At 33.1% G+C, this 26926-nt stretch carries 20 protein-coding genes; 16 read left to right on the top strand and 4 right to left on the bottom strand.

Annotation, left to right across the window (positions count from 1 at the left end; all coding sequences use genetic code 11):
- Positions 1–19 precede the first annotated feature (19 nt).
- Positions 20–2692, bottom strand: a complete 2673-nt coding sequence (locus OLM57_RS15110) for a putative LPS assembly protein LptD (RefSeq protein ID WP_264564522.1) — start codon at positions 2690–2692, stop codon at positions 20–22.
- Positions 2693–2826: 134 nt separating this feature from the next.
- On the opposite strand from OLM57_RS15110, the gene OLM57_RS15105 reads away from it, so the two are divergent.
- The 12 genes from OLM57_RS15105 (at position 2827) to bshA (ending at position 18506) form a co-directional block, all read left to right on the top strand.
- Positions 2827–3957: an N-acetylmuramoyl-L-alanine amidase family protein gene (locus tag OLM57_RS15105; RefSeq protein ID WP_264564521.1), complete on the top strand. Its 1131-nt coding sequence runs from the start codon at positions 2827–2829 to the stop codon at positions 3955–3957.
- A gap of 56 nt (positions 3958–4013) precedes the next feature.
- The gene (locus tag OLM57_RS15100) at positions 4014–4964 is read left to right on the top strand and encodes an MlaD family protein (protein ID WP_264564520.1); all 951 of its coding nucleotides are present in this window, start codon (positions 4014–4016) and stop codon (positions 4962–4964) included.
- A 16-nt stretch (positions 4965–4980) separates the two neighbouring features.
- Positions 4981–6312: a (Fe-S)-binding protein gene (locus OLM57_RS15095; protein ID WP_264564519.1), complete on the top strand. Its 1332-nt coding sequence runs from the start codon at positions 4981–4983 to the stop codon at positions 6310–6312.
- A 104-nt stretch (positions 6313–6416) separates the two neighbouring features.
- Positions 6417–7208, top strand: a complete 792-nt coding sequence (locus OLM57_RS15090) for a (Fe-S)-binding protein (protein ID WP_264564518.1) — start codon at positions 6417–6419, stop codon at positions 7206–7208.
- Between the two features lie 8 nt (positions 7209–7216).
- The gene (locus tag OLM57_RS15085; RefSeq protein WP_264564517.1) at positions 7217–7993 is read left to right on the top strand and encodes a phosphatase PAP2 family protein; all 777 of its coding nucleotides are present in this window, start codon (positions 7217–7219) and stop codon (positions 7991–7993) included.
- Positions 7994–8075: 82 nt separating this feature from the next.
- Complete coding sequence (locus tag OLM57_RS15080; protein WP_264564516.1) at positions 8076–8558, top strand: ABC transporter ATPase; 483 nt, start codon at positions 8076–8078, stop codon at positions 8556–8558.
- A 19-nt stretch (positions 8559–8577) separates the two neighbouring features.
- Positions 8578–9192 (top strand): phosphatase PAP2 family protein, encoded by a 615-nt coding sequence (locus OLM57_RS15075; RefSeq protein ID WP_264564515.1) that lies wholly within the window; start codon positions 8578–8580, stop codon positions 9190–9192.
- Positions 9193–9299: 107 nt separating this feature from the next.
- Complete coding sequence (locus OLM57_RS15070) at positions 9300–9587, top strand: DUF6660 family protein (protein WP_264564514.1); 288 nt, start codon at positions 9300–9302, stop codon at positions 9585–9587.
- Between the two features lie 109 nt (positions 9588–9696).
- The gene (locus tag OLM57_RS15065) at positions 9697–13992 is read left to right on the top strand and encodes a CusA/CzcA family heavy metal efflux RND transporter (protein WP_264564513.1); all 4296 of its coding nucleotides are present in this window, start codon (positions 9697–9699) and stop codon (positions 13990–13992) included.
- Positions 13993–14001: 9 nt separating this feature from the next.
- Complete coding sequence (locus OLM57_RS15060; RefSeq protein ID WP_264564512.1) at positions 14002–15156, top strand: efflux RND transporter periplasmic adaptor subunit; 1155 nt, start codon at positions 14002–14004, stop codon at positions 15154–15156.
- Between the two features lie 61 nt (positions 15157–15217).
- Positions 15218–17212 (top strand): heavy metal translocating P-type ATPase, encoded by a 1995-nt coding sequence (locus tag OLM57_RS15055; protein WP_264564511.1) that lies wholly within the window; start codon positions 15218–15220, stop codon positions 17210–17212.
- Between the two features lie 160 nt (positions 17213–17372).
- Positions 17373–18506, top strand: a complete 1134-nt coding sequence (gene bshA, locus OLM57_RS15050; RefSeq protein WP_264564510.1) for an N-acetyl-alpha-D-glucosaminyl L-malate synthase BshA — start codon at positions 17373–17375, stop codon at positions 18504–18506.
- A gap of 243 nt (positions 18507–18749) precedes the next feature.
- Here the strand turns inward: bshA and OLM57_RS15045 are convergent, their stop codons facing one another.
- Positions 18750–19385 (bottom strand): LA_2272 family surface repeat-containing protein, encoded by a 636-nt coding sequence (locus OLM57_RS15045; protein ID WP_264564509.1) that lies wholly within the window; start codon positions 19383–19385, stop codon positions 18750–18752.
- Positions 19386–19559: 174 nt separating this feature from the next.
- Positions 19560–20255, bottom strand: coding sequence for a hypothetical protein (locus OLM57_RS15040; RefSeq protein WP_264564508.1), 696 nt, complete (start codon positions 20253–20255; stop codon positions 19560–19562).
- A 519-nt stretch (positions 20256–20774) separates the two neighbouring features.
- Between OLM57_RS15040 and OLM57_RS15035 the strand changes: the two genes are divergently transcribed.
- The 4 genes from OLM57_RS15035 to OLM57_RS15020 all read left to right on the top strand — a co-directional run bounded on the left by OLM57_RS15035 (position 20775) and on the right by OLM57_RS15020 (position 26346).
- A complete protein-coding gene (locus OLM57_RS15035; RefSeq protein WP_264564507.1) occupies positions 20775–21458 on the top strand; it encodes a hypothetical protein in 684 nt (227 codons plus the stop codon).
- 106 nt (positions 21459–21564) lie between these two features.
- Positions 21565–22626: a chorismate synthase gene (gene aroC / locus OLM57_RS15030; RefSeq protein WP_264564506.1), complete on the top strand. Its 1062-nt coding sequence runs from the start codon at positions 21565–21567 to the stop codon at positions 22624–22626.
- Between the two features lie 63 nt (positions 22627–22689).
- Positions 22690–23961: a dicarboxylate/amino acid:cation symporter gene (locus OLM57_RS15025; protein ID WP_264564505.1), complete on the top strand. Its 1272-nt coding sequence runs from the start codon at positions 22690–22692 to the stop codon at positions 23959–23961.
- 177 nt (positions 23962–24138) lie between these two features.
- Entirely contained in the window at positions 24139–26346 is a 2208-nt protein-coding gene (locus tag OLM57_RS15020; protein WP_264564504.1) for a response regulator, read from the top strand.
- 107 nt (positions 26347–26453) lie between these two features.
- On the opposite strand, the gene OLM57_RS15015 is transcribed toward OLM57_RS15020, so the two are convergent.
- Positions 26454–26918 carry an Hsp20/alpha crystallin family protein gene (locus OLM57_RS15015; protein WP_264564503.1) on the bottom strand — a complete coding sequence of 155 codons (465 nt, stop codon included), beginning with the start codon at positions 26916–26918 and terminating at the stop codon, positions 26454–26456.
- Positions 26919–26926 lie beyond the last annotated feature (8 nt).

Below are 26926 nucleotides of genomic sequence, written 5' to 3'. Positions count from 1 at the left end.
AAAATTAATAATTTATGTTCTAATTAGTAAGATTACGTTTTTCCCATTTGATATCACTCAATACGCCGGATTTTATACCTATGTAAAAATTCCAGCTTGCGTTTGTACCAAAAGGAGTCCAGTTAAAATCCATTCTCCAACTCATTAAATCCCTTTCAAATCGAAGTTGTGTAAAAGTGACTCCGTTTTGAACAAAATCGTAACCGGTCGATATACCGGCTTTCCATTTTGGGGTTAAATCTGCATTGGCAGAAATCATTATTGAGTTTCCTATTATTTTATTTTCACGATTGTTATTTCCATAAGTCAGGGAATAAGCAAAGGTCATATCCCATGGCAATTTTGATCTAAAGAATTCGGTTACTTTATCTTCGCCTTCTTCATCTTCTTTGTCAAACTGACTTTTCTTGACATTAGCCAAATCGATATCCGATCCAAATAAATCATCACTTCTACCTCCGTTTCTTTGGCTTTGAGTGTTCTTTTTTTCTTTTAATCCATCACTGGAAAGAGAATAGTTCATTGTTAGGTTTGCACTGGTCATTCTAAAAAGACTTCCGCCGTTGTTGATGTTAAAAGTATTGATTCTGTTTCCGGAATTATCAATAGCATAAGGATCTAAAGTAGCTCCAAAATTGGCACTTAATTTATTGTCAAAAAATTGAGTTCCACCGCTAACTCTTACCGGTGACCAAGCCAGAGAAGTGGCATTAATATTATAGCTGGTTTGTAGATTTAAATTATTTAGAAGCATTATTTTTTTTGCCTCAGTTTTTGTGCTGTCTTTATCTTTTACTTTGGCTTCAAAAGTATTGCTCAAATTAAAACCTACAAAATTGGAGCTGGTAACACCTGGCGATCCATAAATACCACCTTCAAAGCGGGTATATTCTTTGAGCATCGATCCACTGGCGTCAGTAGCGTAAGTATCATAATATTTTTCAAAACTGGGAGTGTAGCTATGCGAAATTGCAGGTCGCATGACATGTCGTATGGCTTGTATTTTTTTGTCGTCTCCAAATTTGAAAGTACCATAAATTGTTGTTCCGATGCTCGTATTTGTCGAATAGGTTCTAAAAGCTTCAAATCCTTTAACATCGGTAGTTACAACTGTATTTGTTTGATCGTTATATTTTTTGTTAATAGTGTTAAAATACCATACTTCGTCATAATTTACAGAAGTTGAGGCACTAAAATATTTAAATATTTTGAAGTTAGTACTTAATGGAATTGTTTGTTGAAATCCAATTTCGGCATCCCTAAACATTTCGGGCTTAAAGAATAAAGAATCTGTAGTTACAAAACTGTTTTTCCCATTTAGGTTATATTGCAAGTTTATATTCTTGAAAAATCCTTTTTTTGCACCGTCATTCATCGCAAATGGATACATTCTATCCAAACTAAACTGTAAAGTTGGGAGTGTCATATTGATGACTTGAGTCTGGGTATTTTGCGAATGCGTTGCCGTTAATGATAGCCTTGATTGTGGTACCATCGAATTAAAAGTTCTACTATATGAAATTGAGGAACTCAAAGTGTTATTCAAAGAAGATCCGACATTCACTTGATTTACAGTTTGTTTGAAATATTCGCTACTTCCAAGATTCACAGATGCTGAAAAAGTTGAATTTGGATTGGCTTTTGAGTCCTGTGAATGGGACCATTGAATGTTGTAAATTTTTGTTTTGGAATAATCAGGATATCCTCTTTCACTGGTGATATTATTTTCAAATCGAATATTGACGTTTCCTTGATAATGATATCGATTGGCATAGGAAGATTGAAAACCCAATCCATAGCTACCATTGGTATAATAATCTCCCAAGACTGTAAGATTATAATGGTCACTCATCGCAAAATAATACCCCCCATTTTGCAGCGAAAATCCCCTGTTATTTGAGTCGTTATACGAAGGTAAAATAATACCTGAAGTGCTCGTTTCTTTCGAAAGAGGAAAATAAGCAAAGGGAAGAAATAGAGGCGTGGGAACTCCTTCAATGACCATATTGGTAACTCCTGTGACTATTTTTTTTCCGGGAACAAATTTTACTTTATTGGTTGTAAAATAATACTCAGGATTATCAATATCTTTCGCAGTAGTAAATCGAGCACCTTTTAAGAAATAAACCGAGTCATTTTCTTTTTTGGTAATGGCTGCTTTAATTTTAAAATCGCCTTGCTCTGACCTGGAATTCCATATTAATGCTTTTTTTGTTTTAAAATTAAATCGAATGGAATCCGGTTCGACAACATTTGCACCTTGTTTAAAGTTTGGATATTGAGTGTAATTTCCCAACGAATCTTTGATTCGACCGGCATACACTTCATTTTTTTCATAATCCATAACAATAATTCCGGATTTTAATTCTACATCTTGGTAGTATAATTCGGCTTTGTCATATAATGTGATGAGTTTTTTCTTTTGATCGATCTTTGCATAATCGACAGATTTGTATTTTACTTTACCATCAAGAATCTTTTTCTTTACTTTGATAGTGTCTAAACGAACGGTATCATTTTGAGTAGAAGCAATAGGATTTTTCATGCTATCTTTAACCGTAATGGGAGTAACTACTTGTTTGTTAGAAGGTATGGTGGTTTGTTTCTTTTTTATATCTTGTGAATATAAATTACTAGATCCTAATGTTAGGAAAATTGATAGTAAAACGATATTAAATAAGTTTGTATGCAAAGGTTTAAATGCTATTTTTGTATAATGAAGGCTATTTATTCGCGAGCCAAAATTACATATAAATTTTTGTCAAAAATAATCAATTGAGAAATTTATAACGGAAGTCTTATAATTAAATTAACTATTCAAGGTATATGTCAAATAAATTTAAAGTTTCATTATCTATATTGCTAGCATTATTGTCTTTTGAAACCTACAGTCAATCTAATTATTTTAGAGTAGCCTTAGATGCAGGACATGGAGATCATGATTTTGGTGCCGTATATAGCGGTCGTATCGAAAAAAACATTGCTTTGGCCATAGTTTTAAAAGTGGGCAAAATTCTGGAATCCTATCCCAAAATCGATGTGATTTATACCCGAAAAACAGATGTATTCGTTGATTTGGTTGAGCGGGCAAATATTGCAAACAGAGCTGATGCAACAATTTTTGTTTCTATACATTGTAATGCCAATAGAAACTTAGCTGCTGATGGTACAGAAACTTATGTAATGGGTATGACCAAAGTAGCTTCCAATCTTGAAGCAGCAAAGAAAGAGAACTCTGTTATCACTTTAGAGAAAGATTATAAACAGAAATACGAAGGTTTTGATCCAAATTCACCTGAAACCATGATTGGAATGACCTTGATGCAAGAAGAATATTTGGAAAACAGTATTTCATTGGCAAGCAAGGTAGAAGACGCTTTTGCTTTATTAGGGAAAAAAATAAGACAGGGAGGTGTAAAACAAGCTCCTTATATGGTATTACATAAAGCCTATATGCCTAGAGTTTTGATAGAAACTGGTTTTGTTTCAAATACTGTTGAAGGTGAAGTTTTAAATTCTGAACAAGGACAAAATGATATTGCCAGAGCGATTGCTGATGCCATTATAAGTTATAAAAATGAATATTTTGGTGATGGAGGAGCAGAAACATTTGGCGAAAAACCTTCGCAAATTCTTAAAGAGAATCCAATAAAAAGTTCTGATACACAAGAAATTGATAAGACTATAATTAAAAAAGATACTTTAGGGGCAATCTATAAAGTTCAACTGTCAGCAAGTAAAAAAAATATAGCATTAGATTCTAAAAATTTTAAAGGGTTGAAAAATGTTTCTAAAGTTTATGAAGATAAAATTTATAAATATCTATATGGTGAAACAACTGATTATAGTGAAGCAAAAAATCATTTGAATGACGCCAAGTCTAAAGGCTATGATTCAGCTTTCTTAATTGCTTTCAAAAACGGAAAGAAAATAAGCATGCAAGAAGCAATTAAATAATTAATTACAAGTCAAATATTTTATATTAAATTTGCGCAAATAAAAATAAAAAAATTTTGAAAATTACAAGAGAAATAAAAACTGCTATTTTAGTTATTACATCCATTTTATTGTTCATTTGGGGATATAGTTTTTTAAAAGGCAAAGACCTTTTTAACAGTTATAAAACATTTTATGTTGAATATGCCAATGTTGAGGGGCTAGCGCCATCAGCTCCAATTACTATCAATGGGTTGGTTATAGGGAAAGTTAAAACTATTACTATTAAAGAGAATGGAAGTTTATTGGTTGAATTACAATTGAATACTGATTTTCCAATTTCCAAAACCAGTACAGCAGTAATTTATGAAGCTAGTTTAATTGGAGGAAAACAAGTTGCAATTCATCCTAATTATAATGATAAGGTCTTGGCTGAAAACAATAGTTATTTAGTGGGGACAATCCAACCAAGTTTGACAGATTCATTAGGTGATAAATTATCTCCGGTGATGGTTAAAGTTGAAAAGCTAATGACAAGTGCCGATCAATTAATTTCTGGGTTGAATACAGTTTTAGACGCAAAAGGTCAAGCCGATTTAAAAAAGACTCTTGCTGAATTAAGTGAAACTATGGAGCAATTTCATAAAGTTTCTTTGAACGCAAATGCTATTTTGGACGAAAATAAAGGACAATTAAAAGGAGTTGTATCCAATTTTAATAAAGTCTCAAGTGATTTTTCTAAAATTTCAGATTCTTTGAATAAAGCAGATTTGGGAAAAACAGTTCGAAATTTGAATGCTACATTAAGCAAAGTCGATGGTTTAATGAAAGGACTTGATTCTGGAAAAGGAACCATGGGCAAATTAATCAAAGACGACGCCCTTTATAATAACTTAGAAAAAACGTCTAAAGAATTGGAATTACTTCTACAAGATGTGAGATTAAATCCTACGCGTTATGTAAATGTGTCTGTTTTTGGAAAGAAAAACAAACCTTATGTTGCTCCAAAAGATTCTATAACAAAATAAAAAAAAACAACTATTTATGGGTTATCTAAGTAATGTGTTATTTGCCATAGTATTGATTATTGGTTTCGGATATTTTTATTCGAATGTAAAAAAAATTATCCGCAATATTAATTTAGGTGTGGCAGTAAATCGTAAAGATAATGCAAAAGCACGTTGGAGAAATATGGCAATGATTGCTCTTGGACAATCCAAAATGGTAAAAAGGCCTGTTGCTGGTATACTGCATATTATAGTTTATGTTGGGTTTGTAATTATTAATATCGAATTATTAGAAATTATTATTGATGGGTTATTTGGTACTCATAGAATTTTCGCACCTCTTGGAATTGTTTACGATGTTTTAATAGGATCTTTCGAAATTCTAGCTTTTCTTGTTCTAATTGCAGTTTTTACATTTTGGATTAGAAGAAATATCATTAAACTAAAACGATTCATAAGTTCTGACTTGGATGGAAGCCCAAAAAACGATGCTAATTATATCTTGTACTTTGAAGTTGTTTTGATGACTTTGTTTTTATTAATGAATGCTACCGATTTGCATTTGCAAAATGTTCCAGGCGGATTTTCTCATTTTATAAAAGCGGGATCTTTTCCAGTTAGCCAATTTATTGCTCCGGTTTTCAACGGAATGTCAAATGAGTTAGTTATGCTTCTTAATGAGGGATTCTGGTGGTTGCACATTGTTGGAATTTTGATTTTTATGAATTATTTGTATTTTTCGAAGCACTTGCATATTTTATTGGCTTTCCCAAATACTTATTTTGCTAATCTTACTCCACAAGGGCAATTTGATAATTTAGCTTCAGTTACAGCCGAAGTAAAATTGATGATGGATCCAAACGCAGACCCTTTTGCGGCGGCGCCAGTTTCAGAAGATGCAGTTCCTAGTAAATTTGGAGCTAGTGATATTCAAGATTTAAATTGGGTTCAATTGTTGAATGCATATACCTGTACCGAATGTGGTCGTTGTACTTCTTCTTGTCCAGCAAGTCAAACCGGAAAAAAATTGTCTCCTCGTAAAATTATGATGGATACTAGAGATCGTCTTGAAGAAGTTGGGAAAAATATTGATGCCAACAAAGGTGTTTTTGTACCGGACAACAAATCTTTATTAAACGATTATATTACTCCCGAAGAGTTGTGGGCATGCACGTCATGTAACGCTTGTGTAGAGGAATGTCCTGTAAATATTAGCCCGCTTTCAATCATTATGGATATGAGACGTTATTTGGTAATGGAACAAAGTGCTGCTCCAATGTCTCTAAATGCGATGATGACTAATATTGAAAATAATGGAGCTCCTTGGCAATACAGTCAACAAGACCGATTGAACTGGAAAAACGACTAATAGTTTAACTGTTTAATTGGTTATTTGTTTAACCGATTTACAAATCAACGATTAAATAATTAAACGATTTAACAAATTAGAAATCAACGATTAAACAAAAAGAAATGTCAGAAAATTTAATTGTGCCAACAATGGCCGAAATGCTAGCTCAAGGAAAACAACCAGAAGTTTTATTTTGGGTAGGTTGTGCAGGAAGTTTTGATGATAGAGCAAAAAAAATCACTAAAGCATTTGTGCGAATATTGAACCGAGCGAATGTTTCTTTTGCAGTTCTCGGCACAGAAGAAAGTTGTACTGGAGATCCAGCAAAAAGAGCCGGAAATGAATTTTTGTTTCAAATGCAGGCCATGATGAATATTGAAGTGCTGAATGCATATGAAGCAAAAAAAATAGTTACTGCTTGCCCACATTGTTTTAATACTTTAAAAAATGAATACCCAGAATTGGGAGGGCATTATGAAGTAGTACATCATACAGAATTCCTTAAATCATTGTTAGATTCAGGACGTCTGACTATCGAAGGTGGTCAATTCAAAGGGAAACGTATAACTTTTCATGATCCATGTTATTTGGGCAGAGCCAACAATGTATATGAAGCACCAAGAGACTTAATCCAGAAATTGGATGTTGAATTACTTGAAATGAAACGTTCTAAAGCCAATGGTCTATGTTGTGGAGCAGGAGGTGCTCAAATGTTTAAAGATGCAGAACCAGGTATTAAAGAAATTAATGTTGAAAGAACAGAAGATGCTCTTGATACAAAACCTGATATTATTGCAGCAGGTTGTCCATTTTGTAATACCATGTTAACAGATGGTGTTAAAAATAAAGAAAGAGAAGGAGATATCAAAGTAATGGATATAGCCGAATTGATTGCAAATGCCCAAGATTTATAGAAACGAATATGTCTTTTATAAAATTTATTTTTATCTTTTGGTTACTTATAAGTAGTTCCCTTTGTGCTCAAACATTAGATACAATTAAATCGCCAGATACATTAAGTGTTACAAAAAAAGTACAAGAATTAAAGTTTAATCCCAAACAGTTAATTATTCCTGGTGCTCTAATAGGATTTGGTTTGATTGGTATTAATAGCGATCAAATTAAAGATTTTAATTCAGAAATCAGTGAAGAAGTGGTTGAACACATCGATAAGCAAATAACAATTGATGATTTTACACAATATGTTCCTGCTGTTTCGGTTTATGCTTTGGGAGCTTTTGGTGTAAAAGGGAAAAACAATTTTAAAGATAAATCTATCATTCTTGCTACTTCCTTTTTGATTATGACTGTAACCGTCACTGGTTTAAAGTCTATAACAAAAGTAGAAAGACCAGATGGAACAAGTAATAATTCTTTTCCTTCAGGTCATACAGCTACGGCTTTTATGGGAGCAGAGTTTTTGTATCAAGAATACAAAGATGTTTCTATTTGGTACGGAGTTTCAGGATATGCAATAGCAACTTTTACCGGAGCATTTAGAATGTATAATAACCGCCATTGGCTTACAGATGTTGCTGCAGGAGCTGGAATAGGTATATTAAGTGCAAAAGCTGGATATTGGTTGTTTCCAACTGTGAATAAATTATTTGCATCAAAAAGTAATCCAAACCGAAAATCTGCGTTTATTCCTTATTACGATGGAAAACAAGTAGGATTTGGTTATGTTTCGTCTTTTTAAACTAAAAGAATATAAAGAAGTTATTAAGTCTAAAATTATAAATCTGCTTCCGATAGCTTATCGGGATTAAAATTATTACAACATGTACGTTCCTTTTGAAAATTTACCCGAAGAATCCAGAATTTGGATTTATCAATCGAATAGAAAATTTTCGGATGCCGAATTTTCTGAAATCGAAACTGATTTGCAAGCATTTCTTAACGAATGGGCTGCTCATGGGACTAGCTTGGAATCCTCCTATTTAATGAAATACAATCGGTTTATTATTCTGGCTGTAAATCAAGATGTTCAGGCAGCAACGGGTTGTTCTATCGATTCATCAGTTGAATTTATTCAAGGTTTGGAAAAAAAATACAATGTCGATTTATTGGATAAAATGAATGTTACCTTCAAATTAGGCGAACACATTGCACACAAAACATTGATTGATTTCAAGAAAATGGTTAAAGATAAAGCGGTTACGGAAAATACTATTGTCTTTAATAATTTGGTCAACAACATTGAAGAGTTTAATGAATCATGGGAAGTTCCCGCTATAGACAGTTGGCACAGCCGATTTTTTTAAACCAATTCACAAAGACAATATGTCAAAAATATTTTTCCTTTTTGTTTTCTTTTTTTGTTTTTCAATTTTAAATGCCCAAAATTCAGATATTGATCTTTTAAAAAAAATAAATCTAAATAGAAATACAAATCTCGAATCAACAATGGTTGGGATTAGTAATAGTGCCATGCCTGTTAGTATAGGGACACCTATTATTATTTATGCAGTTGGAATAATAGAAAAAGACAGCGCTACAAAGAAAAAAGCAATTTTTATAGGAGAAACATTGGCTGCTTCAGCATTTATTTCTTTCGCTTTAAAAAACATTACAAAAAGAGACAGACCTTACGAAACTTACCCGGAAATCGATAATGTTACCGAAGAGAGCAGTTATTCTTTTCCTTCAGCCCATACTTCATCTGCTTTTGCAACAGCGACATCATTGAGTATGGCGTATCCAAAATGGTATGTAATTGCTCCGTCTTTCTTGTGGGCAGGCGCGGTAGGATACTCCCGAATGTATCTTGGTGTACATTATCCGACAGATGTTTTAGCAGGTGCCATCGTAGGTAGTGGTTCTGCTTTTTTGTGTTATAAATTGAATAAGTGGATTAATAAAAAAAGAACTCCTCACCAGAAAAAGCTTTGGGAGTAATTTATTTAAGGAATTAAACGTTTAAGTGTTAAGTTTAAAAGTATTGAGTTTTAATTATAAAACGTATTTTTGTTTTTGTGAAATGGACTAGCACTATATTATCAATTATGTTTCTAGTACTTTCCTGTTTGCCATGTGCAGATATGGAAGGTAATGATTTTTCACAAACTCTCGTGGAAAAAAGTAGTTCAGAACATTATCAGGATTACGACGCTTGTTCTCCATTTTGTATATGCAATTGTTGCAGTTCTCATGTTTTTGCCTTCGATAATACTATTTGTAGTCTTGATTTTATTTTTATCAAAAAGACAATAGAAAATAAAATTCCTGAATACAAATCAATTTTTGCTTCCAATTTCTTCGGAAGTATTTGGCAACCGCCTCAAATAGTATAATGAAACCTGATTCCAATTAGTATTAAAGATTGGGTTAGAGAGTTGTGGCTTTTCCACAGAAAAAAGTGGACCTTTTTTGGTCTGATTTCTCATTCATTATATTAAAAAAATGATACAAAAAATTATTACATTTTCAGTAAACAACAAGTTGATTACAGGAGTTTTGCTAGCAATATTTGTGATGTTTGGCGTTTATTCATTCACACAATTAAGTGTTGATGCATTGCCGGATGTGACCAATAATCAAGTGCAGGTAATAACAAATGCACCAAACCTCGCTACTCAAGAAGTAGAGCAATTTATTACCTATCCATTAGAAACTGAATTTAAGTCATTGTCGGATATGGTTGAATTGCGCAGTACAAGCCGTTCAGGTTTATCTGTTATTACAATTGTTTTCAAAGACAATGTACCCGTTAATATAGCCCGCCAACGGGTTGATGAAAAAATAAAAATGGCAGCGGATAATATTCCGAAGCAATATGGGCAGCCAGAATTATTACCTCCAACTACAGGACTTGGAGAAATTTTTCAATATGTATTGGTTCCTGAAAAAGGTTATGAAGAAAAATATAATCTAACAGAATTAAGAACAATTCAAGATTGGATTGTAAGACGTCAATTACTAGGGACTATTGGAGTAGTAGATGTGAGCAGTTTTGGCGGAAAACTAAAACAGTATGAAGTTTCGGTAAAACCAGAACGATTGGCAGCCAACAATCTTACACTTATCGATGTTTTTGATGCTTTGCAAAATAACAATGAAAACACAGGTGGAAGCTATATTGACAAAGGTCCCAATATTTATTTTATTCGAGGTGAAGGAATAATCCAAAACATCGATGATATTAATAATATTGTTGTAAAAAACAATTCGGGTGTTCCTATTTTGATAAAAGACATTGCCGAAGTTAAATTTGGTTTTGCACCCCGTTACGGAGCAATGACCAGAAACGGAAAAGGAGAAACTGTTGGAGGAGTTGTTCTAATGCAAAAAGGGGAGAATGCAGTTAAAGTCATTGAGCGTGTAAAAGAAAGAATACAATCAATTGAAAAATCTTTGCCGAAAGGCGTAAAAATTGATGTTTTTGTTGATAGAACAAAACTCATCGAGAAAACGATTAGTACGGTTTCCACCAATTTATTGGAAGGTGCATTAATTGTGATATTGGTTTTAGTTTTGTTTTTAGGCAGTTTGCGAGCTGGTTTAATTGTTGCTTTGGTTATTCCTTTGGCAATGCTTTTTGCAATAATTATAATGAATCTCTTTGGATTGAGTGCCAATTTAATGAGTATGGGTGCTTTAGATTTTGGTTTAATAGTTGATGGAGCCGTAATTGTTGTCGAAGCTACTTTGCATATTTTTTCGAAACATTATAAGAATAATATGCTTTCTCAAAATAAAATGGATCACGAAGTAATAAAAAGTTCATCAAAAATAATGAGCTCTGCCATTTTTGGACAAATTATAATCCTGATTGTTTACATTCCATTATTTGTTTTAAGCGGTGTAGAGGGGAAAATGTTTATGCCAATGGCTCAAACGGTAAGTTTTGCTATAGTTGGTGCTTTACTGCTCTCACTCACATATGTACCTTGGGCAAGTAGTCTTTTTTTAAGTAAAAAGATTAGTAATGAACCCAATTTTACTGACAGATTTATCAATAAATTAAACAATTGGTATCAACTGGTTTTAGTTATTGCACTAAGACGAAAATTTGAAGTTATTGGTATTGCAATTTTTTTATTCATAGCCTCAATTTTTATTTTTAATTCATTGGGAGGAGAGTTTATTCCTGAATTAGACGAAGGCGATTTTGCTGCAAATTATACGATAAGGCAGGGTAGCAGTTTGCCTCAAACTATTGAAGTGGGAACCCAATTAGAAAGGCTTTTAAAAGAATTTCCTGAAGTAAAAGAAACTGTCAGCAAAATAGGTAGTAGCGAAATACCAACTGATCCCATGCCTATTGAAAGTGCCGATTTGATAATGGTTTTAAAAGATAAAAAAGAATGGACAACAGCCGATAATAAAGAAGATTTGGCCGAGAAAATGAATGAAAAATTAAGTCAGATTCCGGGCTGTAATTTATCTTTTGAACAACCCATCCAGATGCGTTTTAATGAACTGATTGCTGGCGTAAAATCAGATATTGCCATAAAAATATTTGGGGATGATTTGAATAAACTTTTTTCAGAAGCTAATAAAACGGTTCCAATTATCAGCGGAATTAGGGGTTTGACCGATATCAAAGTAGAGCAAGTTACAGGAATGCCACAATTGGTCGTAAAATACAACCGAAACAAAATCGCGCAATATGGTTTGAATATTGCCGAAGTCAACCGAATTCTGAACACAGCTTATGCAGGTGGTACAACGGGTGTTGTGTACGAAGGGGAACGTAAATTTGACTTGGTAGTTCGCATCCCTAAAGATGAAAATACCGACATTGATGCTTTAAAATCTTTATTGATTCCAACACCAAAAGGGAATCAAATTCCGTTGAATGAAGTGGCTGAAATCAGTTTTAAAACAGCACCATCACAAATAAGCCGTGAAGAAGCGCAACGAAGAATCGTTATTGAAGCCAATGTACGCGGTCGAGATGTAGAAAGTGTAGTGTTGGAAATACAAAAAAAACTAGATGCCAAGCTAAAATTGCCAGAAGGATATTTTATAAAATATGGAGGACAATTTCAAAATCTTCAAGAGGCCAAAGGGCGATTGCTATTGGCTGTTCCTGTAGCGCTTTTGCTTATTTTCTTTTTGCTCTTTTTGTCGTTCCGTTCTCTCAAAGAAGCTACTATAATTTTCTCTGCAATTCCTTTGGCTTCAATAGGTGGGGTATTTGCTTTGTGGAGCCGTGGGATGAATTTTAGTATTTCGGCGGGAGTTGGTTTTATAGCACTTTTTGGTGTTGCTGTTCTTAATGGAATTGTATTAATCAGTTATTACAATCAGTTAAAAGAAGAAGGAGAGGACAATTTATTGCAACGCATCTACAAAGGAAGTAGTGCACGTTTGCGTCCGATTTTGGCAACGGCAACTGTCGCGTCATTTGGCTTTCTACCAATGGCATTAAGCACAAGTGCGGGTGCCGAAGTGCAAAAACCTTTGGCAACTGTAGTGATTGGTGGTTTATTAACATCAACGTTACTGACTTTATTTGTTTTACCTGTTTTATATTATTTAATGATGTCATCAAAAAAAATAAAAGTAAATCCAAAAATTGCATCAATCGTTGTTCTGCTTTTTAGTTGTTATTCTTTTAATGCTAATGCGCAAACTTTTACTTTGCAAAATGCATTGGATCTGGCAACCAAAAATTATTCAACCATACAACAGGCTTCTTTACAAACAGAGCAACAACAGGCATTAACAAAAACGGCTTCGATTCTGGACCCATTTAATATTAATAGCAATTTAGGTCAAGTGAACAGTAAATTGTTTGACTATAACGTAGGAGTTGCACAAAGTTTTAAATTATCGAATAAAGCCGATCGAAACCTTCTGAATCAAAATGTAACTGTTGCCAAATCATTTGAAGCTGTTACTAAAAATGAATTGATTAAAAATGTTTCAAGTGCTTATTTCTATTGGATTTACAATGTTCAACAATATAATTTATTAGTCGAAATCGACTCTATTTTTGCAGATTATGAAAAATATGCCGACAAAAAATTTCAGGTTGGTGAAAGCAATAAACTCGAAAAAATAAATGCCGCATTGCAACATAAAGATTTAAAAATGCAATTGGCCGAGGTCAGCTCTCAAGTATCTTTTTATTTGGCAGAATTGCAAAAGTGGACCCGAAATAACCTTGAATATCAGGCGCCGGTTAAGTACGAAGCTTTGCCCGAAATCAATTTAAGTGATAGTACTTTAGTCAAAAATCATCCTATTTTACAGTATTTGCAACAGCAAATTATAGCCAAGGAATTAACTATAAATGCTGAAAAGGCAAAAGCAAATCCTTCTTTTAATTTGGGGGTCAATGCACAGAGCTTAGACAGGGTAACTCCCTTTTATTATGGAAGTGTAGGAATTAATATTCCATTATTCAGAAATGGAATTGAAGCAAAAACGCAAGTGGCAAAATTGGAAACCGAAATTGCTAAAAAGGAATTGGAGAAATCGCAACAGGAATTGATAACCATTTATTTGCAACAATATCAATTTGAAAAGCAGTATTTGGAAAAACTCCATTATTATAAAACCGAGGGAATTCCAATGGCAGAAATGATTGTTAATTCTGCACAGCGGCTCTATAAATCTGGAGATATTGGTTATATAGAATATGCCCAAAATCTGAAAGATGCCAGCAAAATCAAAAACGATTATCTGACTGCAATGAACAATTACAATCAGACGATAATCAACATTCAATATTTATTAAACAAATAAAATGCAGCAATGAAAAATAATATAGCAATCTTATTCTTTTTAGTCTTAGCTCTGATCTCCTGCAAAAACAATAAAGAGGAAGAACCAATAAGTAATGATTCAAAGGAAACAGTAGTAGAAAAAAACGTTGTGACTTTTACAGATGCTCAAATAAAAGCAATAGACTTACAGTTAGGTGATTTTGAACAGAAAAACCTAACCACAACCTTAAAAATAAATGGAAAATTATCACTGCCACCACAATATCAAGCACAGGTAAGCATCTTGGCCGGAGGTGTTGTTAAAAATATTTTGGTTCAAGAAGGAGAGTTTGTGGCAGCAGGAAAAACGTTGGCAACCATTGTTAATACTGAAGTGATTCAATTACAACAGGATTATTTAGAAAACAATGCCAACCTCAATTATTTGGAGAAGGAATACCAACGCCAAAAGGAGTTGAGGGATGATAATATAAATGCCGGTAAAACCTACCAGCAGGCTCAAAGAGAATTACAGATTGCTCAGGCCAAAAAAGAAACTTTGCGTTCTAAATTGATGCAATTAGGAATAAATGCAGGTAAGCTAACCTCAAAAAATATTGCTTCAAGTATTGCTATTTCGGCACCAATAAGCGGATATATTCAGCATATTAATTTAAGTATGGGTAAATATGCCGATGCCAATGCAGTATTGTTTGAAATCATTGACAATCGTTTTTTGCATTTGGATTTAAAAGTTTTTGAAAAAGACATTCACAAAATAAAAATTGGCCAATCAATTACTTTTAGTGATGCGAATGATGTTTCGCACACCCATCCAGCCAAAATCTACGCCATCAACAAAGCATTTGAACCAAACGAACAGGCGGTATTGGTGCACGCCAAAATAAATGAAACTACCGAAACGCTGTTGCCAGGAATGTATGTAGAGGCAAGAGTAAAAATTGATAATAACAGCACAACGGTACTACCCACAGAAGCTATAGTGAATAATGGTAACGACCATTATATTTTTGTTTCAACAGGTAAAAATACGTTTCAACAAATAAAAGTGACTATTGGCACTTCGGATTTGGGCTTTACCGAAGTTAAGGTAATTGATAACGTTCCAGATAATGCAAAAGCGGTGATAAAAGGAGCATACTATTTATTGTCAGAATTAACTAAAGGAAGTGGAGAAGAATAATCAGTGATTTTAGTGGCTGTAGTATTGACTGTTATGTTGTAATTTTATATAAAATAAAAAAATGAATAATAAATTTAAAGAGGACAAAAATATAAAAATAGATAAATTGGATAGTTGCTGTTCGACTCACGATGAACATTCACATTCGGATTCAGATGGCCACGATCACGATCATGATCATTCACACGGAGATGAAAGCTATTTTCAAATGTTCTTTCCATCTGTAATTTCTTTTTGTTTATTGTTGATTGGAATTGCTTTGGATAATTATTTTCCTCAAACGTGGTTTACCGGTTGGATTCGAATTGGCTGGTATATTGTTGCTTACATTCCGGTTGGTTTACCTGTTTTAAAAGAAACTTTTGAAAGTATTAAAAACGGAGAATTTTTTTCGGAATTTTCATTGATGGTAATAGCCACTTTAGGCGCGTTTGCGATTGGTCAATATCCGGAAGGTGTTGCCGTAATGCTATTTTATGGTATTGGTGAGAATTTTCAAGGACTTGCAGTAAAAAGGGCTAAGTCCAATATAAAATTGTTATTAGACCAAAGACCTGATACCGCAACAGTAATGGATGGAGAAAATACCATTTCAAAAAAAGCTTCAGAAATTAGTATTGGAGAAATTATTCAATTGAAACCGGGAGAAAAATTAGCGTTAGACGGAAAACTACTTTCTGAAAGCGCCACTTTCAATACTGCTGCTTTAACAGGTGAAAGCAAGCCAGATAGCAAGAAGAAAAATGAAAGTGTTTTGGCAGGAATGATAAATCTAAACACAGTTGTTGAAGTCGAAGTTACAACTGCATACACCGATAGTAAACTCTCGAAAATTCTTGAGATGGTGCAGGAAGCAACAGCCAAAAAAGCACCAACCGAATTGTTTATTCGAAAGTTTGCCAAACTTTATACACCAATTGTGGTCTATCTGGCGCTGGCAATTTGTTTAGTGCCAATGTTTTTTGTTGCGCATTATGTGTTCAGTGATTGGTTGTATCGTGCTTTGGTTTTCTTGGTAATTTCCTGCCCTTGTGCTTTGGTTATTTCTATTCCTTTGGGATATTTTGGTGGAATTGGAGCGGCAAGTAAAAACGGAATTCTATTCAAAGGGTCTAATTTTCTGGATATAATGGCAGCTGTTCAGGTAGTGGTGCTAGACAAAACAGGAACATTGACCAAAGGCGTTTTTACAGTTCAAAAAGTAGTAGTTGTAGGTATTTCAGAAGATGATTTGGTACAGCATACTGCAGCATTAGAATCGAAATCTACGCATCCTGTTGGCACAGCAATTGTGCAATATGCAAAAGCGTTGGATGCAACTTTAAAAATTACCGACGTAGAGGAAATAGCGGGACACGGATTGAAAGGTAAAATAAATGATATCGAAATAATAGTTGGAAATGTAAAACTGATGAAACGATTCAATATTAATTATGATTTGGAACTGGATAAGTCGCCTTTTACCATTATAGTTGTAGCCATTAATAAAGTGTATTCGGGTTATTTTTTAATTGCTGATGAAATAAAAGAAGATGCCAAAACGGCAATTCAAAGTTTGCATAAAATAAATGTCAAAACGGTAATGCTTTCTGGTGATAAGCAAGCTGTTGTTGATGCTGTTGCAAAAGAACTGAATATCGATTCGGCTTATGGAGATTTGTTACCCGAAAATAAAGCAGAACAGGTAGAAACATTAAAATCACAAAATCTAAAGGTAGCTTTTGTCGGTGATGGTGTAAATGACGCTCCTGTTATTGCGCTTGCTGATGCGGGAATTGCAATGGGCGGATTAGGAAGTGATGCAACTATCGAAACGGCTGATATTGTTATTCAAAATGATCAGCCTTCAAAAATTTACACAGCCATCAATATCGGAAAACAAACCAAAAGGATTGTCTGGCAAAATATAACTATGGCATTTGTTGTAAAAGCCGTTGTTTTAATTCTTGGCGCAGGAGGTTTGGCTACGATGTGGGAAGCTGTTTTTGCGGATGTAGGAGTGGCGTTAGTGGCCATTTTGAATGCAGTTCGGATTCAGAGAATGAACTTTAAATAGTTAAATTTTAACTTTTTTTTTATAATAATCCACATCGAATCTCCTTAATTTCGTTCCACTTAAAAAATATACATGAAATCGCCATTAACAACAAGTTTGTTGTAATAAAACAATACAATATGGCGATACCATGTTTCCAAAATTTAAATATTATCTATACATGAAAATAGCAATAGTTTGTTATCCAACATTTGGCGGAAGTGGTGTAGTTGCTACAGAATTAGGTCTAGAATTAGCCAGAAGAGGTCACGAAATTCATTTTATAACGTATAGTCAACCCGTACGCTTGGCATTGTTAAATCCCAATGTGCATTATCACGAAGTAATTGTTCCAGAATATCCTCTTTTTCATTTTCAGCCCTATGAATTGGCCTTATCCAGCAAATTGGTAGATATGGTTAAATTGTACAAAATAGAATTATTGCATGTACATTATGCTATTCCTCATGCGTATGCCGGTTACATGGCCAAGCAAATGCTGAAAGATGAAGGGATTGACATCCCGATGGTAACTACGCTTCATGGAACCGACATTACTTTGGTGGGTAATCATCCTTTTTACAAACCCGCAGTAACCTTTAGCATCAATAAATCAGATTATGTGACTTCGGTTTCCCAAAGCCTCAAAGACGATACCCTGAAATTATTCAATATAAAAAATGAAATTCAAGTAATTCCAAATTTTATTGAATTGGATAAAAACAAGAATGATTTTACTGTGCCTTGCAGTCGTTCGGTTATGGCCAATTCAAATGAAAGGATAATTACACATATCAGTAATTTTAGAAAAGTAAAACGAATTCCAGATATTATTAAAATATTTTATAAAATTCAAAAAGAAATTCCTTCCAAATTAATGATGGTAGGTGATGGACCCGAAAAAGAAAAAGCCGAAAGAATGTGCAGAAAATTTGGCATTCAGGACAAAGTGATATTCTTTGGGAACAGTAACGAAATTGATCGAATATTATGTCTTACGGATTTATTCCTTTTGCCATCAGAAACTGAAAGTTTCGGATTGGCAGCACTCGAAGCTATGGCCTGTGGAGTTCCTGTGATATCAAGCAATTCTGGTGGTCTGCCTGAAGTGAATTTGGATGGAGTATCTGGTTATTTGAGTGATGTAGGAGAGATTACTGAAATGGCACAAAATGCTTTGAAAATTTTAAAGGATGATACAGTTCTTGCCGAATTCAAAAAGAATGCATTGCATGTTGCAGAAAATTTTGACATCAAAAACATTCTGCCTATTTATGAAGCTTTGTATCTAAAAGCGATAAATAAATACAAGTAAGTTTGATTAAATCTAAAGATTGATAGTAGGTGCAAAAGATCCATTCGATATAAAGAATGGATTTTTTATTGTCATTCTGGTACTGAAGCGGGTTTGGGACTAAATTAAGCCATTCTTCGGATTTGCCACTCGAGCGATAGCGAATTGACGAAGTAAATCATCCCAAATACAAAACCATTTTCCATTAAGCCAAATCCCCAAATTGCTGGTAGCGTGTGTTAGCAGGTCGTTGCTTTATTTAATTCAGTTTTCAAAATTCCAATTAATCAACGGAAATTTCCTTTTTTGATTTACATTCCAAAGTCCAATTTGTATTCCTTTTAGATTTTTCGATGTATTCATTAATGCAATTTGAAAACCATTTGTGTTGTAACTGTAATTTGTTAAACCAACTTGTAAACCATTCATTTTAAAACTTTCGTTAAACGCTGAAATTTGAATTCCATTACTTTCTTGAGCAATGTTCATAACTCCTGCAATTGAAATTCCGTTTAATTTTCTATTTGCGTGGCCAATAAGACCAATGTTTATTCCATTTGTTGTGCAATCACACACATTTCCTGCGCCAGAAATAACGATTCCATTTACTCTTTCTGAAATTGGGCTTATCATTAACTTTTTATATTCAATTTCATTGTCTGCAATTGGACTTTTAGGAATTAAAGGAAGTAAAATTCCCATTCCTATTAATTCAATTTTCAAACCGTTTGTATAACTATTCATTGATTCGCCAAATGAACCAATACCTAATGAAAATCCATTAGTATTCACATTTCTTTGATGATAAGTCCAAAATAAATAACGATTTTTTCGTTCAATATCTTGTCCAAAAGATGCTAATGTCAAAATTAATAAGATAAATGAATATAGTTTTCTCATCTGTTTTTCTGCGATTTTTTTCTGCAATGACTGCCAACGTCCCCGCGCTACACGTAGGCTGGGACTAAATTAAGCCCTATTTTCGGATTTGCCAAATCATCCCAAATACAAACCAATTTTTCCATTAAGCCAAATGCCCAAATTGCTTGTAGCGTGTGTTAGCCGGCGTATTTTCTACGAAATCCAAGTGTCTTCCATTTTTTCGATTATCCACTTTCCGTTAATTTCTTTAATATAAATTCGATATCCACTTCCGCATCTTCCGCAATAAGCAAAACTAGCTTCTAAAACTCCACCTTTTTTGTTTTTGTCGAATTTTATTCTTAAAATTTCGAGAAAACCCGAAAACACAAAATTATATTTTTGCTCATATAACAAAACTTTATGAGCTAATAATAGCTTTTCTGCTTTTGGAAATTCAGTGATATTTTTTATTTTAAATTTATTATTTAGTTTGATTTTTGAATAGTCAAATTTAAAATTACTGAAATTAGAATTCAATAATTTTGATTCAATATTCACTCTTCTTTCTCCAAAGTTTAATAAGTATTGGTCAAAACCAATTATTATTTTAGAGGTATCATTGTCAACTCTTTTTTGCTCTTTCTTCCAATTATGATAAGCAATTCTTTCTTTATTTGTAGCTTTTGAAGTGTCAACTTTTATTATATTTCCATTTTTCCAAGTTTCAATTCCGAATTTCGGTGGAGGATCCATTTTTCTGCTATCAACACAAATTGAGTCAACTATTTTCGGAAATACTTCTGTCAACACATTTTTTTCAAATTCTTCTTCATCTATTTTCTTTCCACAATTCATAAAAAGAATTAGAAATGATAGTAAAAAGGTTGTTTTAAGCAGTTTTTTCATAATATGACGGCTAACTTATAAATAGGTCTGACGCAATCCTCAAAATACACCCTAATTCGGTTGGCTTTGTTTAATGCTCGTTACGTTTTCCTTTTTTTCAAAAATAAGTAATAATAATTACAATCCTACAAGAAGAGATTTTTAATTATTTAAGTGCTTTTTGGCTTTCTCAAATCACTACAAGGCATTAGAAGATTCAAAATTAGGGACGGAAGCTCATAATTGGCTGTCCGCAGTGCTAAAGTTTGAGTCCGCAGTAACAAAGTAACTTACTTTGCTACTGCGGACGACAAAATCACTACTTCTGACTTCGACTTTACTACTTCTGACCGTGACTTTGTTGCTTCTGACTATTAATTTAGTATTTCTGACAGTATTTTGGATACTTTTAAATCCCTTTTTGCTATTTCCAAAAAATTTGTACTTTTGAAAAGTTAGGATTTTCTTCCATTTTAAGAGAAAGACATTTAATGTATCGCATTGTGATTTTTATTCTACAAACTGAAACAACTAATTGCTATGGAAAAAAAGAATTTGGTGAGAGCTTATAATTTTTCGGATGCACATTTGATACAGAAAGGAAAAGAAAAAATAAGTTTTATGCGACGGGATAAAACAGCTTTTGCGACTTTTGGTATTACAGAAACAATGATAGCGGAATTTGAAAAAGACATCAATGATTTTGCCGACAGCATTACCGATATTGAAGCCAAAAGCAGTAAGATGGTTGTAACTCAGTCTAAAAACAGTAAAGCAGAGGAATTAAGAACCGCCATCCGTAATGTGATGAAACATATTGAATTGGCTTTTGACTCACACAGTGCCAGATACAAGCAGTTTGGTACCAAAGCGCTTGTGAGAAAACCAGATTCGGACTTGTTGATTACCGCAAAAGTGGTGGTGCAGGTAGGCAAAATACAGTTGTCGGAACTGCTGAAGACCGGAATCACAACTGCTATGCTAGACACTATACAGGCATTGTGCCACGACTTTGAACAGCTGATACACGAGCAAAATGATAAAATTTGGGAACGCAATTCCCTGCAGGAAAACCGGATTATGCAAGGCAATTCAATTTATGCAACATTGACAAGATACACCGCCATTGGGTTTGCAATCTGGGAAACTAGCAGTGCAGCAAAGTACAATGATTATATTATCTATAATAGAGTTGCCAAGAATAGGCAGCCTGAGATCAACTAATTATTGAGGATTTTGGCAGATGTGGTGCTGAACTATTGTGAAATATTACTAATTTAATGTTTTTTGTTTACTTCTTAAAACTTACATTTGCTTAAAATTAAATACAATGGCAGGAAATAGTTACGGAACACTATATAGAATAACCACTTTTGGAGAATCACACGGAGAAGCTTTGGGCGGTATTATTGATGGTTGCCCCTCAGGAATTCAACTGGATCTGGAGGCAATTCAATTGGAAATGGCGCGAAGAAAACCAGGTCAGTCTGCAATCGTTACACAACGCAAAGAACCAGATGATGTACAGTTTTTATCTGGAATTTTTGAAGGTAAAACAACTGGAACCCCGATAGGTTTTATAATACCAAATACCAATCAAAAATCGGATGATTACTCCCACATAAAAGATAATTACAGACCAAGTCATGCCGATTTTGTGTATGAAAAAAAATATGGCGTGCGTGATTATCGAGGCGGAGGCCGCAGTTCTGCCCGTGAAACGGCCAGTAGAGTAGTGGCGGGTGCTATTGCAAAACAAATGCTGCCCGAAATTAAAATAAACGCTTACGTTTCTTCTGTTGGACCAATTTTTTTGGAAAAACCATATCAGGAATTGGATTTTTCTAAAATCGAAAGCAATCCAGTACGTTGTCCCGACGAAGCGATGGCTGCGACAATGGAAGATTATATCAAACAAATCCGTAAAGAGGGCGATACCGTTGGAGGTACTGTAACTTGTGTTATTCAAAATGTGCCTATTGGCTTGGGAGAACCCGTTTTTGATAAATTGCATGCAGAACTTGGAAAAGCAATGTTGTCCATAAATGCCGTAAAAGGTTTTGAATTTGGAAGTGGTTTTGAAGGCGTTAAAATGAAAGGGAGCGAACACAATGATTTATACAATCCTGACGGTACTACGCAAACCAATCTTTCTGGAGGAATACAAGGTGGAATAAGCAACGGAATGGATATTTATTTCCGTGTAGCTTTCAAACCAGTAGCCACTATAATGCAAAAACAAGAATCATTAGACAATAAAGGAAATATAACCGAAATGACAGGAAAAGGACGCCATGATCCTTGTGTTGTTCCTCGCGCAGTTCCTATTGTAGAAGCGATGGCGGCAATTGTTCTTGCAGATTTTTATCTTTTGAATAAAACCTATCTATAATTAAAAAGCATACTCGGTATTTTGACGAGCTAAATATTGAGATTTAACCTTGAAATTAATTTAATGACTACTACAATAACCAAAAAACCATCTTTTTTTAAAGGTCTTACGGGACAAATTCTTATTGCGATGCTCTTAGGAGCAGTTTTGGGTGTTATTATTCACAATTCGACATCAGTAGATACGGCCCAAGAATTCAGCAATAAAATAAAAATGCTTGCAACTATCTTTATTAGGTTAGTGCAAATGATAATTGCACCATTGGTTTTTACAACTTTAGTGGTAGGAATTGCCAAACTGGGAGATATAAAAGCGGTTGGTAGAATTGGAGGAAGAGCTTTAGGTTGGTTTTTTACAGCTTCTTTCATTTCATTATTGATAGGGATGTTTTATGTGAATTTATTGCAGCCTGGGGTTGGATTAAATTTATCAAATGTCGATTTGGCAACTGTTACAGATGTAACTGCAAAAACCCAAAATTTATCTTTTGAAAATTTTATAGAACACATAGTTCCCAAAAGTCTTTTTGAGGCATTGGCAACAAACGAAATTTTGCAGATTGTAATTTTTTCTATTTTCTTTGGATTGGCTGCGGCATCTATTGGAGATCATGCAAAACCAGTAATTGATTTTCTGGACAGAACCTCCCATATTGTTTTGAAAATGGTAAATTTTGTAATGAAATTTGCGCCAATTGGGGTTTTTGGCGCTATTGCAGGAGTATTTGCCGTGAGAGATTTTCAAGAATTAGCGATTACATATTTTAAATTTTTCGGATCCTTTTTGGTAGGAATTGGTACACTTTGGGTAGTTTTAATTTTTGTGGGTTATATTTTCTTAGGAAAAAGAATTAAAACATTATTGCAGCATATTGTAAGCCCCTTGATTATCGCATTTGGAACTACAAGTTCTGAGGCAGTTTTTCCTAAGCTTACAGAAGAATTGGAACGTTTTGGAGTAAAAGATAAAATAGTTTCTTTTATGTTGCCGCTTGGGTATTCATTTAACCTAGACGGAAGTATGATGTATATGACTTTTGCCGCTATTTTTATCGCTCAGGCGTATGGAATACATTTAGATTATCCAACGCAATTTACAATGCTTTTTGTTTTAATGCTGACCAGTAAAGGAATTGCAGGAGTGCCAAGAGCCAGTTTAGTAGTGGTTGCGGCAACTTGTGGTATGTTTAAAATTCCTATTGAGGGAATTGCTTTAATATTGCCGATTGATCATTTCTGTGACATGTTTAGAAGTGCAACAAATGTTTTGGGAAATGCACTTGCTACATCGGTTGTTGGAAAATGGGAAGAGGAGAACGAAAGTGTTTTGAAATAATTTTTATTTTATAAATACAAATTAAATAATATATTTTAGACTAAAAAAAGCAGTTGTAAACGAAAAGTAACTGCTTTTTTTATTTTTAGAACTGAATGTTATATTTGCAAAATATTCCAAATAGAATGTGATTTATCTATGGATTATGATGTATATTTGAAGAAATAACTATTACTTATGCCCCCAATAAGAATATTTCTATTACTTATTTTATGGTTTAATTTTTTCGGTAGTGTAATAAGAAGTCAAACACAATCACCAAGTAAAAAAGAAATTGATAAATTAACAATTCAAGGGACAAATCTTCGGGAATCTGGAGACTTTGAAAAATCTTTATTGATTTCAAGGATGGCGCTACGCCAATCTATAGCTATAAACGACAATGTGCTAATAGCTGAAAATTATAATAATGTTGCAGCCAATTATAATGAATTAATTGAATTTGATAAGGCTATTTTTTACTACAACAAAGCCTTAATTTATGCCAATCTAACACAAAATGATACTATAAAACAAAGGATTAATAATAATCTTGGAAACATGTATTGCTTTGAAAAAAAGAAATATGAAAAGGGGATTCTTTATTATAAAAAAGCACTTGAATATAGTAAGAAAATATCCGACTCAGCTCAAATAGCTTTTACAAATCTGAATATTGCTTGGGCCTTTTTCGATATTGGCAAGTTTAAAGAAGGAGAAGGAAATTTAAAAATAATCAATTCCTATTATGCAAAAAACTATAACGATAATATAGTTGTTGTACTAAATATGCTTAATGGCATGTATTACAATTATAAAAATGAGGAAAAAAAAGCTGAATTTTATTTTCAAGAAGCCATTCGCCTTGGGAAAAAATTAGATGAAAAATCCGATTTGTCCTATTCGTATTTAGAATATTCAAAGTTTTTGTTAAAGTGCAAGGATTATAAAAAAGCTTACGAAAATCTGGATCTTTATAATAATCTTACAGAAGAGATTTATGCTGAAGAAAAATTAGAAAAGGCAAATGTTGAAGGAATAAATTTTGAATTGGATGAATACAAAAGAACAATTGATAAGATAGAAAATGAAAAAGATTTGCAGTACCAAAGTTTAAAAAAATCAAGAATTATTGTTTTACTTTTTATAATCGCAATATTTGTTTTATTACTTTTTCTCAATTCACTAATCAAAAACAATAGATTTAGATTAAAATCCAATTCAGATTTAATGCTTGCAAATGCTGAATTAATCATAGCAAATAAAAAAGCACAAGAATCAGCAATTTTAAAAACACAATTTGTTTCTACAATCAGTCATGAATTGAGAACTCCATTATATGGTGTTGTTGGTATTACTGATTTGCTGCTTGAAGAACACAAAGAACTGGCATCTAGCCCACATCTTAATTCTTTAAAATTCTCTGCACGCTACCTTTTGTCATTAGTCAATGATATACTTCAAATCAATAAAATTGAAGAAAACAAAATTGTCTTGGATAATTTAACTTTCAATATGCTTGATGAATTGAATATGATTAAAAAAGCTTTATCTTTTATTACTCAAAAAAACAATAATAAAATAATTGTTGATGTTGATTCATTAATTCCGGAAAGTTTAATTGGAGACAAACTTAGATTTGCTCAGGTTTTGATGAATTTGGTTAGTAATGCTTTAAAATTCACTAAAAACGGAGAAGTCAAATTGATTGCAACACAATTGAAACAGGAAGGCAAAGTACACTCTATAGAAATTAAGGTTCAGGACAATGGTATCGGAATTGCTTTGGATGATCAAGATAAAATTTTCGATAAATTTGTACAAGTTGGTAGAAAAGAAGTAGATTATCAAGGAACAGGACTTGGGTTGTCAATTGTAAAAAGGTTATTGGAATTATTTGGTAGTGATATTGTTGTAGAAAGTGATTTGGGGATTGGCACTACTTTTAGCTTTGTTATTAATTTTGAACATGATATAAAAAGAACAAATGAAATTATAAATAATATTCAGGTAGATTTAACATCTAGTCAAGTATTCAAAGTTTTGGTTGTGGAAGACAATCATATCAATCAGCTTATAACCAAAAAAACGATTGAAAAAAATAATTATTCATGTGTAGTTGTAGATGATGGTTTTGCAGCTTTGGATATACTTGAAAAAGAGTCTTTCGATATAATTTTGATGGATATTAATATGCCATTAATTAATGGTTTTGAAACTTCAAAAAGGATTAGACAAAAAGGTATAGAAACGCCAATTATTGCATTAACTGCCTTTGATAAAAACGAAATAACGGATGAAGCATTGACAGCCGGAATGAATGATATTATTGTAAAACCTTTTGAACCAGTCCAATTATTTAAAATTATTAATTGTCAAATATTAAAAATAAAAAGTCTGGTTTAACAATTTTTTTGATATAATGATAAATAGTAAACCCTTATTTCAATTCTGGCAATTTAATGCAGCAATTGAAATAAGGATTTATTTTTAATTTTTTAAGTTTCTTTTTTTTATTTAATAGAAATTGATTTTAAAGTTTTTTTTCTATCACCAGGTTTTTTATTAATACAAACATCAAGAATACCATCTTTATATGTGGCTTCTATCTTGTTTTCATCCGCATAATCGGGAAGATTGAAAGATCTGTAAAAGGATTGATAATTGAATTCTTTTCGAACGTAATCATCTTTTTTACTGGATTCTTTTTTTTCTTCTTTTTCTGTAGAAATCACTAGTACATTATTGTCAACTTCAATTTTGAAGTCTTCTTTTTTTAAACCAGGAGCAGCTAGTTCAATTTCAAGTTTTGTGTCAGTTTCTTTTAAGTTTACAGATGGTAAATTAACCCCTATTGCTGAAATACTTCTGTCTGCCCAATCTGAAATATCTCTTGTAAAAAAATCTTCAAATAGTGGGTTTACCAACTTACTTACAACAGACGGGAACATGCCGTCTCTTTTAACTAATGTTTCCATAATTTGAT

The sequence above is a fragment of the Flavobacterium sp. N3904 genome (assembly GCF_025947305.1).
Taxonomy (GTDB): domain Bacteria; phylum Bacteroidota; class Bacteroidia; order Flavobacteriales; family Flavobacteriaceae; genus Flavobacterium.
The sequence above is the reverse complement of the archived record's forward strand: the minus strand, read 5'-3'. Positions and strand labels throughout refer to the sequence as shown.